This window comes from Thalassolituus sp. ST750PaO-4 (assembly GCF_020320405.1).
In the GTDB taxonomy this organism is placed as follows: domain Bacteria; phylum Pseudomonadota; class Gammaproteobacteria; order Pseudomonadales; family Oceanobacteraceae; genus Venatoribacter; species Venatoribacter alkanivorans.
This window is the reverse complement of record NZ_JABVCB010000013.1, coordinates 399,955-416,780: the sequence shown is the minus strand read 5'-3', so window position 1 is coordinate 416,780 and position 16,826 is coordinate 399,955. Positions and strand designations below refer to the sequence as shown.

At 52.2% G+C, this 16,826-nt stretch carries 12 protein-coding genes; 4 read left to right on the top strand and 8 right to left on the bottom strand.

Going from position 1 to position 16,826, the window contains the following annotated elements; genetic code table 11:
* Positions 1 to 8: 8 nt before the first annotated feature.
* From HUF18_RS17350 to bioB, 5 genes are all read right to left on the bottom strand, one after another.
* Positions 9 to 1,805, bottom strand: coding sequence for an acyl-CoA dehydrogenase C-terminal domain-containing protein (locus HUF18_RS17350; protein WP_225693094.1), 1,797 nt, complete (start codon positions 1,803 to 1,805; stop codon positions 9 to 11).
* A gap of 173 nt (positions 1,806 to 1,978) precedes the next feature.
* Complete coding sequence (locus tag HUF18_RS17345; protein ID WP_145466371.1) at positions 1,979 to 3,784, bottom strand: acyl-CoA dehydrogenase C-terminal domain-containing protein; 1,806 nt, start codon at positions 3,782 to 3,784, stop codon at positions 1,979 to 1,981.
* A gap of 231 nt (positions 3,785 to 4,015) precedes the next feature.
* Positions 4,016 to 4,885 carry a putative metalloprotease CJM1_0395 family protein gene (locus HUF18_RS17340; RefSeq protein ID WP_225693093.1) on the bottom strand — a complete coding sequence of 290 codons (870 nt, stop codon included), beginning with the start codon at positions 4,883 to 4,885 and terminating at the stop codon, positions 4,016 to 4,018.
* 80 nt (positions 4,886 to 4,965) lie between these two features.
* Entirely contained in the window at positions 4,966 to 5,217 is a 252-nt protein-coding gene (locus tag HUF18_RS17335; protein ID WP_145466373.1) for a hypothetical protein, read from the bottom strand.
* 102 nt (positions 5,218 to 5,319) lie between these two features.
* Complete coding sequence (gene bioB / locus HUF18_RS17330; protein ID WP_225693092.1) at positions 5,320 to 6,378, bottom strand: biotin synthase BioB; 1,059 nt, start codon at positions 6,376 to 6,378, stop codon at positions 5,320 to 5,322.
* A gap of 1 nt (position 6,379) precedes the next feature.
* On the opposite strand from bioB, the gene HUF18_RS17325 reads away from it, so the two are divergent.
* The 3 genes from HUF18_RS17325 to HUF18_RS17315 all read left to right on the top strand — a co-directional run bounded on the left by HUF18_RS17325 (position 6,380) and on the right by HUF18_RS17315 (position 8,796).
* The gene (locus tag HUF18_RS17325) at positions 6,380 to 7,177 is read left to right on the top strand and encodes a ComF family protein (RefSeq protein WP_225693091.1); all 798 of its coding nucleotides are present in this window, start codon (positions 6,380 to 6,382) and stop codon (positions 7,175 to 7,177) included.
* Positions 7,178 to 7,266: 89 nt separating this feature from the next.
* Positions 7,267 to 8,253, top strand: a complete 987-nt coding sequence (locus HUF18_RS17320; protein ID WP_225693090.1) for a serine/threonine protein kinase — start codon at positions 7,267 to 7,269, stop codon at positions 8,251 to 8,253.
* A gap of 39 nt (positions 8,254 to 8,292) precedes the next feature.
* Positions 8,293 to 8,796 carry an outer membrane beta-barrel protein gene (locus HUF18_RS17315; RefSeq protein ID WP_225693089.1) on the top strand — a complete coding sequence of 168 codons (504 nt, stop codon included), beginning with the start codon at positions 8,293 to 8,295 and terminating at the stop codon, positions 8,794 to 8,796.
* A gap of 104 nt (positions 8,797 to 8,900) precedes the next feature.
* Here the strand turns inward: HUF18_RS17315 and HUF18_RS17310 are convergent, their stop codons facing one another.
* The 3 genes from HUF18_RS17310 to HUF18_RS17300 are packed head-to-tail and all read right to left on the bottom strand — an operon-like array spanning position 8,901 to position 15,294.
* A complete protein-coding gene (locus tag HUF18_RS17310) occupies positions 8,901 to 10,262 on the bottom strand; it encodes a DUF1329 domain-containing protein (protein WP_145466378.1) in 1,362 nt (453 codons plus the stop codon).
* 39 nt (positions 10,263 to 10,301) lie between these two features.
* Positions 10,302 to 12,218 (bottom strand): DUF1302 domain-containing protein, encoded by a 1,917-nt coding sequence (locus HUF18_RS17305; protein ID WP_225693088.1) that lies wholly within the window; start codon positions 12,216 to 12,218, stop codon positions 10,302 to 10,304.
* A 19-nt stretch (positions 12,219 to 12,237) separates the two neighbouring features.
* On the bottom strand, positions 12,238 to 15,294 hold the full coding sequence (locus HUF18_RS17300; protein ID WP_225693087.1) for a hypothetical protein: 3,057 nt from the start codon (positions 15,292 to 15,294) through the stop codon (positions 12,238 to 12,240).
* Between the two features lie 302 nt (positions 15,295 to 15,596).
* Here HUF18_RS17300 and HUF18_RS17295 point away from each other — a divergent pair, with 302 nt between their 5' ends.
* On the top strand, positions 15,597 to 16,784 hold the full coding sequence (locus HUF18_RS17295) for a thiolase family protein (protein ID WP_225693086.1): 1,188 nt from the start codon (positions 15,597 to 15,599) through the stop codon (positions 16,782 to 16,784).
* The last annotated feature ends 42 nt before the right edge of the window (positions 16,785 to 16,826 follow it).

Below are 16,826 nucleotides of genomic sequence, written 5' to 3'. Positions count from 1 at the left end.
AGCAGAACTTACGCAGTCGCGAACAGTTCTTCGTCCAGTTCGAACAGTGGCTCAGAACCACCTTTAACTGCAGCACTCAGGCCAATGTAACGTGGCAGCAGACGCTTCATGTAGAAACGTGAAGTTGCCAGTTTGGCTTTGTAGAAGCCGGAAGCGTCATCTGCTTTTGGCAGAGACACAGCAGACATCTTGGCCCACATGTAAGCCAGTGCGGTGTAACCAAACACGTGCAGGTATTCAACAGAAGCCGCACCGATTTCGTTCGGGTTGTTAGCCGCTGCATCCATAACCCACTGGGTCAGGTCGTTCAGGTTTTCCAGAGCCGCTTTCAGTGGCTCGATGAACTCAGCCATCGCTTCGTTATCGGCCTGAGAGGCGATGAACTCATTGATGTCGGCTTCGAACAGTTTGTAGAAAGCGCCGTTGTTGGCAGCGATCTTACGGCCGATCAGATCCAGAGACTGAATACCGTTGGTGCCTTCGTAGATCTGAGTGATACGGATATCACGCACATACTGCTCCTGACCCCATTCACGGATAAAGCCGTGACCACCGAATACCTGCTGACCAGCAATAGCAGATTCCAGAGCGTTGTCGGTCAGGAAAGCTTTGGCAACCGGAGTCAGCAGAGCCAGCATCGCATCAGCATGCTGCTTCTCTTCGGCATTATCAGAGAACTTGGCAATATCCAGCCACTTGGCAACGTAGGTAGAGAATGCACGACCACCTTCATTGAAAGCACGCATGGTCATCAGCATACGGCGTACGTCCGGATGAACGATGATCGGGTCAGCGGCTTTGTCTTTAGCAACAGCACCAGTCGGAGCACGGCTCTGGATACGGTCACGGGCGTATTCAACAGCGCTCTGATAAGAGGCTTCAGCCGCACCGATGCCCTGGATACCCACACCCAGACGCTCGTAGTTCATCATGGTGAACATACAGGCCAGACCTTTGTTCTCTTCACCGACCAGCCAGCCTTTGGCGCCGTCGAAGTTCATCACACAGGTGGCAGAACCTTTAATACCCATTTTGTGCTCGATAGAACCACAAGACAGAGTATTAGCCTCACCCAGAGAACCATCTTCGTTCACCAGGAACTTAGGCACCAGGAACAGGGAGATACCTTTAGGACCGGCCGGCGCGTCAGGCAGCTTGGCCAGCACCAGGTGGATAATGTTTTCGGCCATATCATGCTCACCCCAGGTGATGAAGATCTTGGTGCCGGAAACAGCATAAGAACCGTCAGCCTGTGGCTCAGCTTTGGTGCGGATGATGCCCAGATCGGTACCGGCGTGAGGCTCGGTCAGATCCATGGCACCGGCCCAAACGCCGGAGTACATATTAGGCAGATATTTTTCTTTCAGTTCCAGAGAACCGTGGGCGTTCAGAGACAAACAGGCGCCGGCAGTCAGCATTGGTGCCAAACCGAACGACATGTTCGCGCCCTGCACCATTTCTTCAACCTGACCAACCAGAGTTTTTGGCATACCCATGCCGCCGAAATCCGGGTTACCACCCAGACCGTTCAGGCCGGCATCAACGTAAGTCTGGTAAGCTTCTTTAAAACCAGGAGCCGCAGTCACAGCACCGTCTTTCCAGGTAGAACCGACTTCGTCACCGTTGCGGTTCAGCGGCGCCAGCACTTCGCTGGCAATCTTGCCGCACTCCTGCAGAATGGCATCTGCCGTTTCCGCATCAACCGCGCCCTGCAGACCAGCCAGAGAAGCCCACAGTTTGTCTGCTTCAAAAACTTCATTCAGAACAAAGCGCATATCGCGCAATGGTGCTTTGTAATCAGCCATGTTTCACCTCATGTTAGCTGTGGCTTACTGTTACCCACGCTTACAACCAGCCACCGGATAACAAAATGCCGCTATTGTACTTACTCTGACCCGCTTGCCCAGCCCAGAATACGAAAAAACCGCGCCGAGGCGCGGTTTTTACTGATGTGCCTTTTGCGAACAGGCGCTCAGACTCAGAACGCGAAGTGTTCTTCAGCCAGATCCATCAGAGTGTCTGCACCAGCAACCATGGTAGCTGCGTGAGCTTTGGTGCGTGGCAGAATGCGAGCGAAGTAGAAGCGCGCAGTAGTCAGCTTGGCTTTGTAGAACTCTTCTTCAGAAGTGCCGTTAGCCAGAGCATCCTGAGCGATTTTCGCCATACGGGCCCACAGGAAGCCCAGTACTGCGTAACCTGAGTACATCAGGTAATCAACGGATGCAGCACCAACTTCGTCGCGGTTCTTCATCGCAGACATACCGATCTTCATGGTCAGATCGCCCCACTCTTTGTTGACTTCAGTCAGAGCGGCAACCATCGGAGCCAGTTCAGCGTTGCCTTCTTCAGCCTGGCAGAACTTGTGGATCTGCTTGGTGAAGTTACGCAGAGAAGCACCCTGAGTCATCAGAACTTTACGGCCCAGCAGGTCCAGAGCCTGAATACCGGTAGTACCTTCATAGATGGTAGAGATACGGGTATCACGAACAATCTGCTCCATGCCCCACTCAGCGATGAAACCGTGGCCACCGAATACCTGCATACCCAGGTTAGCAGCTTCAGAACCCGCTTCAGTCAGGAAAGCTTTAGCGATAGGAGTCAGGAAGCCCAGCAGCTCATCAGCGGCTTTACGTGCTTCTTCACTCTCGCCTTTCTTAACGATGTCGTTCTGCTGTGCAGTCAGGTATACCAGCGCACGGCCACCTTCAGCGAAGGCTTTCTGAGTCAGCAGCATACGGCGAACGTCAGGGTGAACGATGATCGGGTCAGCCGCTTTTTCAGGAGCTTTAGGACCAGTCAGGGAACGCATTGCCAGACGGTCTTTGGCATAAGCCAGAGCGCCCTGGAAAGAAGCTTCAGCAGCGGTAGAACCCTGCAGAGCAGTACCGATACGGGCAGTGTTCATGAAGGTGAACATGCAGTTCAGACCTTTGTTCTCAGGTCCGATCAGCCAGCCTTTGGCGCCGTCGAAGTTCATCACACAGGTCGCGTTGCCGTGGATACCCATTTTGTGTTCGATAGAACCACAGATCAGGCTGTTGCGCTCGCCCGGAGTACCGTCAGCGTTTGGCAGGAACTTAGGAACGATGAACAGAGAGATACCTTTGGTACCTTCTGGTGCGCCTGGCAGACGAGCCAGAACGATGTGGACAATGTTGCCCGCCATGTCGTGCTCACCGGCAGAGATAAAGATTTTGCTACCAGTGATGGCGTAAGAACCGTCAGCGTTTGGCTCAGCTTTGGTTTTCAGGATACCCAGGTCAGAACCACAGTGGGATTCGGTCAGACACATGGTACCGGTCCACTCACCTGAAACCAGCTTGGTCAGGTAAGTTTCTTTCTGCTCAGGAGTACCGTGCAGTTCGATGGTGTTCATCGCACCATGAGACAGACCTGGGTACATACCCCATGACCAGTTAGAAGAACCAACCATCTCAGACATAACAATGCCCAGAGACTCTGGCAGGCCCTGGCCGCCATGATTTTCTTCATGAGCCAATGAAGGCCAGCCGCCTTCAACGTACTTGGCATAAGCTTCTTTGAAGCCGGTCGGAGTAGTAACAGAACCGTCGTCATGACGGGTACAGCCTTCGAGGTCACCAACGCGGTTCAGCGGAGCCAGTTCCTGTTCGCAGAATTTAGCGCCTTCGCTGATGATGGCATCAACCATGTCAGGAGTAGCAACTTCAGCGTAAGCCGGCAGGCTGGCATAGTGGCTTGGCATATCCAACAGTTCGTCCATGACGAACTTAATTTCACGCAGGGGAGCCTTGTAATCTGGCATAGGAAAGACCTCGTAGCCTGTTATGTTCTTGCAGCAATAAGCTGCTGTTGAGTTTAGGGTAGTATGACACTACCAATTCAAACAAGTGTTTGAAACATACGTTCGCCACCGGTTAATGTCAACCCCATGGGCACGCTTCCCCCAGAAATGGCAGGTAAAAGCTTAGTCCCTCAGGCCATATTGGAGGCGAAAAAAAACCGGCAACCGCCGGTTTGACCATAAAAACAGGCTTCAGACCACATCGTTCAGCAATTGGCCGGCACTGACAGGCTGAGGCAGGCTTATCTGCAGCAGCACTTCGTTAATCTTCCGCAGCCGGGCATTATGCTCAGCAAAGCGCTCAGCTGCTGAAATCTGCTCTTCGTCCTTCAGTTTTTTGTCCGCCTTTTCCTGCTTCTTATGAGCTTCATCCATTTCAGCGCGGGATTTTTCCTGCTCGCTCTTCACCTTTTCAAGTTCCGCGGCCCGAACCTCCCGCTGCTGCTCTGATAATTCATTCAGTGCCTGAGCGGCAATCTGACCAGCCTGGGCAGCAACTTGCCGGTCCTGAGAGGAAGGTTCAGCCGGAGCCAGCGCGGCACGCTGCACTTGCTCCATTTTGGTAAGGGTTGCAGCCGGATCGTTAGCTACTTTACTCACATCAACCGGTACCTCGCCGCCAACGGCATAGCGTACGCCATCCGGTCCCTGCTGATAGGTGAAGTTAGCGCTGCCTGCATAACTGCCGCCGGTACTGGCATGAGCCTGCTCGTGGGCACGTACTTCCTGATCACGCTGCTTCAGTTCACGAATCTGCTGTAACTCAGCATCGGCCAATGCCTGATCCTGTTCGTTGCGCAGCGCTCTGCTGGCGATAACCTGTTCTTCCGCCGAACGGCGCTGTTGTGCATCCTCCGCCTGTGGTTCTGCTTCCTCTGCGGAGTCCTGATTTAACGGAGGAGTAGTGGTATCTGCGTTACGGCGCGGACGGGAATATATCTCAGCGGACGTTTGCGACTTACGCATCCCTGCATCGGTAGCAGCTGCACTAAGGGACACCTCTTCAACCGGAGCAAAAACGGTGGAAGCTGCATTTTCTCCTTCTTTTGCCAATATCTGCACAGCCGCACTTCCGCTGGGAAGCGCGCTGCTCAGAGTGGGCGATGAAGTAGGAGAAACTTGCATGATTAGGTTCTCAGCTCTCAGGCCTGAGTATCAATCAGGGTGCCAAGCTGCTTATCCGCAGCTTCAAGTACTTTGCTGCCAGCAGCAACCGTTTCTTCACCCTGCTTCAGATCAGTCATCGCGGAGGAAAGATTGCCAACACCCTCAACCGGGCGGCTGGTGGTCGCATCCACGACATCCTGAGCGGCACGTTTGACCTGAGCATTACCCTGATCGACGGCATATGCCCCCGAAGTAAATGCCGAGCCTGTAGTTGATCCTATGTTCATAAGCACCTCGCGATGGTTTTAGGGCTATTGATCACAATTTAACCAATATCCACATTTTTTACCAGCACCATGGCACCAGACCATTAGACGGATTCGTTATATTCAAACCTGAACGGCATTATAAAATAACACTTGTTCATCAGAATTGGGCGTCACCAGTAAGGCTTCCAGCGACTCTGGTTCACGAGTCACCCGGTGCTCGCTGTTGATACCCAGCTTACGGAACAGAGCCTGATCTTTATTTGCCGCCGGATTAGGGGTAGTAAGTAAACACTCACCGTAAAATATAGAATTGGCACCGGCAAAGAAGCACATTGCCTGCATTTCTTCACTCATCTGTTCGCGGCCCGCACTGAGGCGTACGTGGGAGGCTGGCATCATAATCCGTGCTGCGGCGATCACCCGGACAAAGTCCAGCGGATCGAGATCCTGCTCACTTTCAAGCGGTGTACCGGCAACTTTCACCAGCTGGTTGATGGGCACTGAATCCGGCTGCGTTGGCAGATTCGCCAGCTGCACCAGCAATCCTGCACGATCCTGAGTACTCTCCCCCATCCCCAAAATTCCGCCGGAGCAGACTTTCATTCCGGCATTACGCACGTTCGCGAGTGTACCGAGACGATCGCTGTAGGTACGGGTAGTGATAATTTCGCCATAGTACTCCGGCGAGGTATCCAGGTTATGGTTGTAGTAATCGAGCCCTGCAGCCGCCAGTTGCTGTGATTGCTCTTCATCCAGCATGCCCAGAGTCATGCAGGTTTCCAACCCAAGTTCTTTGACCCCCTTAACCATCGCCAACACATAGGGCATATCCTTCTTGCGCGGCGAACGCCAGGCAGCTCCCATACAAAAACGATCGGAGCCGGCAGCCTTTGCGGCTTTGGCCTTTTCAATAACCGCCTGAACCTCCAGCAGTTTCTCTTTTTCAAGACCGGTATCATAGCGTGCGCTTTGCGGACAATAAGCACAATCTTCCGGGCAGGCGCCGGTTTTAATCGACAATAAAGTGCTGACCTGAACCTCATTGGGATTGAAATGGCGCCGGTGAATCGTCTGCGCACGAAATAACAGCTCATTAAAAGGCAGGCTCAGCAATGCCTGAGCTTCATCTACCGTCCAGTTGTGACGGATATCCTGCGCTTTTTCAGCCGACAGACTCATAGTGGTATTCCTGAATATTGATAACATCAATGCAACAGAGGCGATCATAGAAGGCGGCGCCATGTGGTCAACCATTGCTAAAAAAACAGTAGACTACTGGTCAAAATCAATACGAAGGTTAACCCCACCAGGGGAATGCGAGCTTTGTCTGCAGAACGCCGGGGGATTATTTTTCCTTTGTAACCACTGCCTGCAGGAACTGCCACATACTGTATTTGCCTGCTCCCAGTGCTCAGAACCGATGACCAGCCCGGGACGCTGCGGGCGATGCCAGCAGAAGCCACCCGCATTTGATTACAGCTATTGTCCTTTTCTCTATCAGCAGCCCATCAGTCTTTGGATAAAATCCTGCAAAGACAGTCATCAGTTAATCTGGCTGTCACGCCTTACCGGGCTGATGGAACGAAACCAGCCCGGCAACCTGCCACAGGCGGATGCTATTACGTTTATTCCCAGTAGCCGGCGGAAACTCTTTAATCGTGGATTTAATGTTACTGAAATCATCGCCCGCAGACTGGCAAAGCGGCTGGGCATTCCACTCATCCCAAATGCATTATGTAAGACATCAGGTAACGACCAGCGTGGTTTAAGCGCAAGCCAGCGGCATAGAAATCTGCGCAACTCGCTGCAGCCAGGAAAGCAGGATTTGCGCGGTAAACATATTGTGATTATTGAAGACGTGATGACTACCGGAGCCACAGCGAATGCTGCAGCCTCAGCGCTCAAGCAACAGGGAGCCGGCATTGTCGGTATCTGGGCCCTGGCACGCACACCGCCACCGCAGTGGCAGCGCACATAACGACCGCACAACAAACCCTGATCCGCGCCAGAGTCATTGGTTGATGACAGCGATACGGGCATAATGCCGCCACTTTCAGGAGAGCGGCCATGATATCCACACACCCATATACCCAGCTGACCCCGGAGCGCGTAATGGACGCGATTGAAGCTCAGGGGTTTGTCTGCGACGCACGGATATTCCCTCTCAACAGCTATGAAAACCGGGTTTATCAGGTTGGGATTGAAGATCAGCAACCTCTGATTGCTAAGTTCTACCGCCCCGGGCGATGGAGTCGCGAAGCCATTCAGGAAGAGCACGATTTTCTGCTTGAACTGCAGCGCGAAGATTTGCCGGTCGTTGCTCCTATCGCCGTCAACGGCCAGACGCTGTTTTTCAGCGACCCGTTTTTCTTTGCCCTGTTTCCACGTCGTGGCGGTCAGGCGCCGGAACTCAGCAGCGATGACGATCTTGAATTACTGGGTCGTTGGCTGGGGCGGCTGCATCAGGTCAGCGCCAACTGTGCATTCGAACACCGCCCGCTGATTCGTGGGGCCGATGATATGGTTCTGGCCAGCGAACAGGTTTTACGCTCAGGACTGATGCCTGCCGATTACCACGCCAGCTATGAAAGTCTGGCCGCTGCCCTGACCGATTGGGCGCAGAAGCTCTATCGCGCGGAAGACATCCGGACGTTGCGCCTGCACGGCGATCTGCATCCCGGCAATCTGCTGCTGCGTGATGAAACACTGTACATGGTAGATTTCGACGATTGCGTGCAAGGCCCGGCAATGCAGGATATCTGGATGCTGCTCAGCGGTTCAGAACAGGAACAACGCCAGCAATTACTGGTCATTAAGGAAGGCTACGAGATGTTTCGCCCCTTCCCGCAGCATGAGCTGGCACTGATGGAAGTTCTGCGCAGTCTGAGGGTAATGAAATACGCCGCATGGCTTTGTTCTCGCTGGGATGACCCTGCCTTTCCTGCAGCTTTTCCGTGGCTCGACAGTCACCGTTTCTGGTCAGAGCACATTATTCTGCTGCGTGAGCAGCTGGCTGCCCTGCAGGAAGGCCCCCTGGTTCTGCCACAATTCTGAGTCTGATATCACGATTCTATAACCAACAGGATGATTACAATGAAAAAACACATTCCTTTGTTACTCGCCTTAAGCTCACTGCCACTGATGGCGCAAGCCGACAATCATGGTCAGGGCTTTCAGCCTGAGCGTCTGCAACTGGGCGCCAGCCTGTCGCACAACGTTGTCGACAGCCCTTTTGGCGGTGGTAACGTTGACGCGATGGGGATGAGTATTTTTGCTGGCTACGAACTTGATAACGACATCGATCAGGTAAAAACAACGGTCGAAATCGGCTACAGCCAGACCGATGACTTTTTTAAAGGCCCGCACAATGATATCTCTGGTTTATGGGTCGCAGGTGTTGTAGAGAAACAGCTGCCGGAAATTAATCCGAACCTGTTCGCACTTGCCCGCCTGGGCCTGGACCTCGGTGATGATGACGGCATTCTGCTTGGTGCAGGTGCTGGCTTTCACCTGACGCCGAAAGTCGATATTCGCGGTGAGTACATCAATAAAGATGCTTCTTCGGTGTATCAGGCGAGTTTCGTGCTGAATTTCTGATCATCCGCAGCGGGTATTGCCACCAGACTTACCGGCAATATTTAAAAAAACGTAATAAAAAAAGGGGCCGAAGCCCCTTTTTTATTACGCAGATCTAACTCAGATCAACGCTTACCTTCACGACGCAGAGCGGCCGGAGTGTAATCCTGCTGGCTGCGCTCGAAACCGAACTCGTAAGAGCCCTGCTCTTCGTTATCCAGACCCAGAGCCAGGTAACGGCCAGAGTTCAGATCGTACAGCGTTTCGATAGCATACCAAGGTACCAGTGTATCGTAGTACATCAGGTTATGTGCTTCAGCAACGCGCCACAGTTCACCACGACCGTCATAGTGGTCGATTTCAGTTGCTTGCCAGGTATCTTCATCGATATAGAACACACGCTTGGCATAGATATGGCGTTTACCTTCTTTCAGGGTCGCAGTCACTTTCCATACACGATGCAACTCGTAGCGGGCCAGATCCTGGTTGATATGGCCAGGCTTGACGATATCAGCGTACTTCAGATCAGCACTTTTCAGTTTGTAAGAGTTGTAAGGAATATAGATTTCCTTCTTACCTTCCAGCTTCCAGTCGTAACGGTCAGGTGCACCGTTGAACATGTCGAAGTTGTCAGATGTACGCAGACCATCTGCTGCAGTGCCCGGACCATCGTAGGCAACCTGTGGCGCACGGCGCACACGACGCTGACCAGCGTTATATACCCAGGCCTTACGCGGTTCTTTTACCTGATCCAGAGTTTCGTGAACCAGCAGTACGTTACCCGCCAGACGCGCCGGAGACAGTACATCCTGCTTGAAGTAGAACAATACGTTCTTATCCGCGTTAGGATCATAGTCTTTCAGTTTGTCACGGAAGGTGAACTCGTCCTGGAAACGAACCAGAGTAAAGTCACCATTCACCTGTGGAGTTACCTGACCAACCACGCGACGTACACTACCGCCACGATAACGGACGATATGGTTCCAGATCGCTTCCATGCCATTTTGTGGCACAGGGAAAGGCGCGCCTTCTACATAATTTTCCAGACCGTTGCCACCTTCCAAAAGCTTGGTCTTGGTAGCATTTTCTTTGGTCTTGTCGTAAATAGCCTGAGGGTAGGCAGATGAACGACGGGTCTGATAAACCGGCATTTTATAAGTATCAGGATACTTCTCAAACATCGCTTTCTGACCTTCGGTCAGGTTTTCTGCGTACTGCTTGTAGTTAGCACCTGTAATTACAAATTTCACCTTATCGGCGGCATATGGATCAACCGGCTTGCCGCCAGCAACGTAACCAGCAGGAGGCGTGGTAATACCACCGGTCCAGGCAGGAATCTCGCCTTTGCCAGCCATTTCCGCGCCCATTGGCGTCAGTTCTTTACCAATTTTCGCCGCTTCTGCAGGAGAAACAGCCGCATTTGCTGCGCTTACCATCAGGGACAGCGCAATTGCGCCGCCCCAGGTTTTATAATGTTTTTTCAACATGGTTCATAGACCTCTGTAATTCTTGTCTGAGCCAGTAAATTAGAATGAATATTTTGCAGACAGACTGACGTTGTCACGATCAACCATCTGATTGTAGTCACCACCAGAGAAGTTGGTGTACGAAAGATCAACCGATGTTTTGTTCAGGTAAACAAAGGACACACCCAGGCCAGTAGTCAGGCGATCATCCAGGAACTGAGCACCTGGCTCAGGACCATTGCCTTTGTCATACGCAACAGACAACGTTGGTGTTACGTTCACACCCGCAAACGCGTTATTGAAGTCCATCGAGGCACGCAGACGGATACCACCAGAGAGCTCGGTTACGTAGCCATCATCGGTACAGTTTTTGGTCGAAACGTTAGCTGCAGAGCCACCATCGGTACAGTAATTAACTGCAGCCTGAGGGTCTGCCGGGTTAGCCCATACGCCATCGTTATTACCGATACCATAAGCACCGGAACGGCCATAACGGGCTTTATCAAGGCTCGGCAAGCCGTCGACATAGGTCATACCGATTTCAGAAACCAGCGCCAGACGGTCAGCCCCCAGTACACGGTCATAGAACTTGATAAAGGTCATTTGCGCTTGCCACATATCAAAATGATCGTAGCCTTCTGCAATCTCACCGTACAACGCGGACGCGTTACCAGCTTCCTCAGCACGCTGCTGATACAGACGGCTGTATGGCGCGCCGTTACCCGCCAGAATCAGTTCAAACGCGTTCCACTGCAGTGGCATATCCGGCTTGTAGCTGATTTCACCGGAGATCGAGGCTCCACCTTCGGTACTGGTCGCGAAACTGATACCAGAGATCTGGATATCTTCCGGGTAGGCAATCTGATACAGCGGACGATAGGTGTCGTATGTCGCATTCGGATTCACCTGCATGTTCGGTGTACCAGCCAGAACGCCTGAGCGATCCTGGTTGGTTACCGCACCATTAATGTATGGCACACGGCTGTGAATGTTCATGTGATAGAAGCCGAATTCGGTATCACCCAGAGCTTCAGAGTACCAGCGTAACGCCAGACCATACTGGCCTGAGTCTTTCGGCTGATCATCAGGTAAACGCTCTGTCACCGGAGCAACACGATCAGCCAGAGGCACACCCGCATCAATTTCAGACTGACGGAATTCCAGAATGTCACGTTCGTCCGCCTCACCACCGAGAATCACCGGACCACAACCGTCAGCAACAAAGTCTACGGTAGAGAAGAACGTACCACATGGGTCTGTACGGGTTTTTTCCCACTCAAGCTGGTAGAACGCTTCCAGCGTAACATCCGCGCTCAGACCAATGGAGGTGTACACCATATTAACCGGCAGCAGACCTTCTTTTACTTCTGCACCAGGCTTACGGAAAGCAGAGGCATCCACCGGGTTGATACTGTTAATCCCCCCCTGGATAAAGGTACTTTCACCCCAGCTGATTACCTGGCGACCGACGCGCAGGTTAACCGGTGTTGAACCCAGCTCCATATCGGCCCAAACGTAGGCGTCCAGCAATTCTGCGCCTTTACCGGCAGCATCCTTGGTGGCGTCGTTCAATGGTTTGAAATCAGTTTCTTCATCCATCAGCGCTGTATCGTAGTAAGCACGGGCACGGAAGAAACCACCAAAGTTGTGGTAGTTAATTTCCAGGTCGCCACTCCACTTAACCGCATTGGTGTAAATATCACCTTTGCTGTAGTTCAGGGTACCGTCGTCGTAGTTGTATGACGAACCGGTACCAGCGGTCATGCCAGCAGCAGGACCGTTTGCAGGCATGATCTGATCGGCGTCACGATCCGAGGTACGCCATGCAACACCGTAACTTACGGTGTTATCAACCTGAACACCTAAATCCCCGAAGTTAAATTCAACGGCATGGGAAGTGGTGGCGGCTAATGCCGACACCGCCAGAGCCAAAGGTAATTTTTTCATTGAGCGCAAACCTTTGTTTGTTATTTTCATAGTTATTTACTCCGCCCTGTTATTCCGCTGGTTTCACACCGGCATTGACGGCCGGATTCAATGCTGCACCATTAGAGCCGAAGAAAGTCAGCATCTGGGTGATCATGGTGGTAAAGGTGTTAGTATCATCCGCTGCAGCAAAAGTGACGTGAGTCGCCTTGTCGAAAGGAATTACTGCCTGACCACCAGAATTAGTCATATCCAGTGTTTCATCCAGTTCCTTCAAACCAGCCAGCTCAGCAAGCGGATTAGTACCGACCAGAGCAGAAGCAGATGATGGCATTGCTTCTATCGGAGTGGTCACTTTGGAGCCCATATCGCCAAGTTCGAAGGTCAAGCCTGACATAATCGAAGAGAACGGGTTGCTGTCTGCATCGCCAAAGTAGTCGAAGTTAGGAACAACATGGTCTGACGGATACTTACCCTGGAATGCCAGAGCAATTTTGCTTGGCAGACGCTGAGTAGGACCATCAGAACAATCTGCACCCACCATTTCAGACGCATTTGCAGTCGGCGCACCATTCTGATCGAAAGGAGTGAAATTAGGACATGCACCACCACCAACAACGTTGTACATCAGTACCGGCGTAGTCTGCGCGCCCAACTCAGCGGCAAAGCCAATAGGGTCTACACTATTCAGTGCTGCCTGCAGCATACCTTCGTACTTTTGCAAGGATGAACTGTCTTGCGCCAGATTCAGACCAGACAAAACGGTAGGAGCAAAGGCAGGCGAGTTTTCCAGCATTTTCGGCAAAGAAGCACCAGGGCTTGCCAGTAACGTACCTTTAATCTCAGGCAAAGCAGCATTCAGATTCTGTACATTCGGATCATTAACAACCGTTGTCAGCGTAGTACCAACAATCGCGCCAAGAGATAAACCAGCTACATAAACTTTATCAGTATCAAAAGTTACACCATGAGCTGCTGCAATATTATCCAGCGATGCCAGCAGGTGTACATTATCAACAACTGCCTGACGCAGGTTGTCACGCAGACGATTCATGTTCGCAAGGTTAATGAACTGCTCACCGGATTTACCCAGAGAGGTTTCAACCGAATTACCAAACACCATATCAACGCGGGCATTGCTGGCAGAGGCAATATTGTAGTGACGCTCAGCCACTTCGACATTACCTACGCTAGCGGCATTACCAAACGGTGTTGTTGCCTGCTCAACGTTAAATGTAATCGCACTGTTCAGTATCGATTTACCATCACGATCTGATGCCAGCGGTGCAACACCGTGTAGCGGCATATCCATGGCCACAGTAGCGTAGCAACCTTTAAATGCAGCAGCCTGCGCCATTCCCAAGCTGGACGTACGATCCGACGTAATACCATGCAGGTAAACAATTACAGGATAGCCAGCACCTGCCTGCAGCGCAGTACAGTCAGCTTCACCTAATCCAGAATAATCACCCGGCAAAGTCACCAACACTGGTACATTTTCTGTTTTATCCAGATTCACCAGAGGATAACGATAGGTAACGTTGGTCATGCCACCCGTGTAACCTGTCACATTTCCTTCTTCATCTTTAACGGCAGTCACACCTGTTGCTGTTAACGTACCGGTAGCAGGATTAAATACCTTATTATCGGAAGGTGGATTCAGCGCAGGATCTGCAGACCAGGGTGCATCAGACGCCATGCTCAGCTTCACAGCATTGGCCTGCAATACAGGATCGCTAGAGGCCAGAGCCTGAGCATTGGTTTTAACCGGTGCACTCAGACCAACAGGCAATGTTAATGAACCCTGAACGTATTGAGTAACTGAGTCAGCAGCCAGAGGGGTACCAGCAAAAACTTGCGCTGGTGTTAAAGCAACGCCAGGAATAGCCTCATAAGCCTGAGCTTCAGGTGTATAAAGGCTCGCCGTTACCCCACCAACAACAGGAGCTGAGCTGGCAGTGGCTACGATATTGGCTTTAAAAGTTGCAGTTGCTTCTACTTCAGCAATCTGGGCTTCCGTTGGAGGATTATCCAGTGCAATAGATTCTGTAGTTGCAGCAGGTACGATAGCGGTAGCAACATAAGCAGCCGCTGTAGCCGCCTCATCACCTGCATTCTGCTGCAGCAGAACAGCCTGATAAAGCTTCTTGGCGGTATCCGGTTTGGCCGCCAGCGCACGCACATACATTTCAGGCGCTGCAATCATTTTCAGCGTGGATGTGGTACCACCGGTAGTGAAGGCATAGCTCAGCACAACGTCAGCACTGCTGGCCAGCTGAGCTGCGGCGGTTGCCTGTGCAGCGGCTTCTGGCATATCGTTTTCGGCGGCAGTTGCTGCATCCTGCTGAAGTCTTGCCGCTGCACCTGCAAGATAAGCTTTAGCCACACCTTCCCATGCCTGAATAGCTTCCCGCACTTTAAGCAACGCTGAAGATGGGAGGCCGGCATTGCCGCTAAGGAGTTCATACTCCGCAGAAGCACCAATAGCCTCTCCACCTGCTGTGATATGAGATGTCAGAGCGACAACGTACTTAGTCCGCTCTTCGAGTGGTTTAAGTAAGTTAATACGCAGGGTTGGTGTATTACCATCATCAAGATCAAGGAAGGAAACGGTATAGTCGACACCGAATACTGGCTGATCGACACCATCAAGCACATTAGGCTGATCACCAACAAGCGGAGAGTTTGCAGCAATACTCTTGATATCCAGCGCATCAATTGCAGGATCATTCGAGGAGTTACGCAGTTTGATCAGAACGGCAGTAAAAGGCTTGCTCAGGCTATCCGCATCAACAGGTGCATTAAATTCAATGTCAATCGGGGTTGAAACTGGCGCACCATCAATAGAGTTAAGTGCGGTAGTCACCGGAGCCTGCGTATCGTCTGCACTGGCAGTACCATCTGTAACGGCGGCATCAGCAAACAATAAATCATTAAAAAGCGGCAGGTCTTTGTTACCCGCAGAAAAAACCGGCGCCACACGTGCTGGGGCTACCCCCGGCTTACCGGCATCAACCGGTGTGGAATCGACTTCGTTATTGTGTTTTTCAACACTACTGATATTACAGCCGGCGAGGCCTGCGGTCGTGGCTGCGATGGCCAGACTGAGAAGGGTCTTCTTCACCATATTGCTACCTGTCTGTTTTTTTATGGTTATTGGTGCACTTTTGGGGCGTGCGTGTATCCATACCCCCAAAGAGATGCCCATGACTATAATCTGGCCGTCACGCACCCTCATCACTCAAAAGTATGATTCCTTGCTAATCCCCCTCTCATTTTGTATCTGTACGTAACACTACCTTCGTAGCAGGCGTGTGGTTGCTGCAACTTTGTCGCGAGCAGCTCCCCAATCGCTTGGCAATTGTTAAAAAGCGCCCTATTCCTCTAGAATGGCGGCCGATTTCAAGATATCTGACTCAGGAGCAGCACATGTCAAATCAAGATTCCGTGGTTATCGTCGCCGGCGCCCGCACCCCGATGGGTGGTTTTCAGGGCAGCCTGGCCAGCGTCAGCGCAACCGATCTGGGCGCACTGGCCATCGCTGAAGCCGTGAAGCGTGCTGGTATCGATGCCGCCGACGTGCAGGAAGTCATAATGGGTAACGTGCTGCCAGCCGGCCTGAAACAGGGTCCGGCCCGCCAGGCGATGCGTAAGGCTGGTCTGGCTGATGCTACTGGCGCGACCACCGTCAACAAACTTTGTGGTTCCGGCATGAAAGCCACCATGATGGCGCACGATGCCATCAAAGCAGGTTCCGTTGAGATTGCCGTTGCCGGTGGCATGGAATCCATGTCTAACGCACCTTACGTTCTGGAAGGCGTGCGCACCGGGTTCCGCATGGGTGCAGGCAGTGCACCACAGGATCATATGTTCCTGGATGGTCTGCAGGATGCCGAAACAGGCCGTCTGATGGGTTCTTTTGCACAGGATGTCGCCAACCAGAAAGGTTACACCCGTGAGCAGATGGATGAGTACGCCATTATGTCTCTGACCCGTGCCAAAGACGCGATTGAAAAAGGCCTGAACAGCGCTGAAATCGTGCCGGTTACCGTTACCAGCCGTAAAGGTGAAACCGTTGTTGAGCAGGACGAGCAGCCATTCAATGCCAACATCGAGAAGATCCCTAGCCTGCGTCCGGCTTTCGCCAAAGACGGTACCATCACCGCCGCTAACGCCTCTTCCATTTCAGACGGTGCCTCTGCTCTGGTTCTGATGAGCGAATCTGCAGCCGCAGCCAAAGGCGTAACTCCGCTGGCGCGCATCGTTGCACACAGCACCCAGTCTCAGCATCCATCTGAGTTCACCATCGCTCCGGTTGGTGCGATTGAGAAAGTTCTGGCCAAAGCCGGCTGGAATAAAGACGACGTGGATCTGTTTGAGATCAACGAAGCTTTCGCCATGGTTGCCATGATGCCAATCGATGAACTGAAGCTGGATATCAACAAAGTGAACATCTACGGCGGCGCCTGTGCTCAGGGCCACCCGGTTGGCTCTACCGGATCACGTCTGATCGTTACTCTGATGAACGCGCTGAAAAACACCGGCGGCAAAAAAGGTGTTGCCGCACTGTGTATCGGTGGTGGTGAAGCGACAGCGGTTGCTATCGAACTGGTGTAATCACCATAGCGTTATGGCTTGCGCCTGACGCAATAAAAAAGG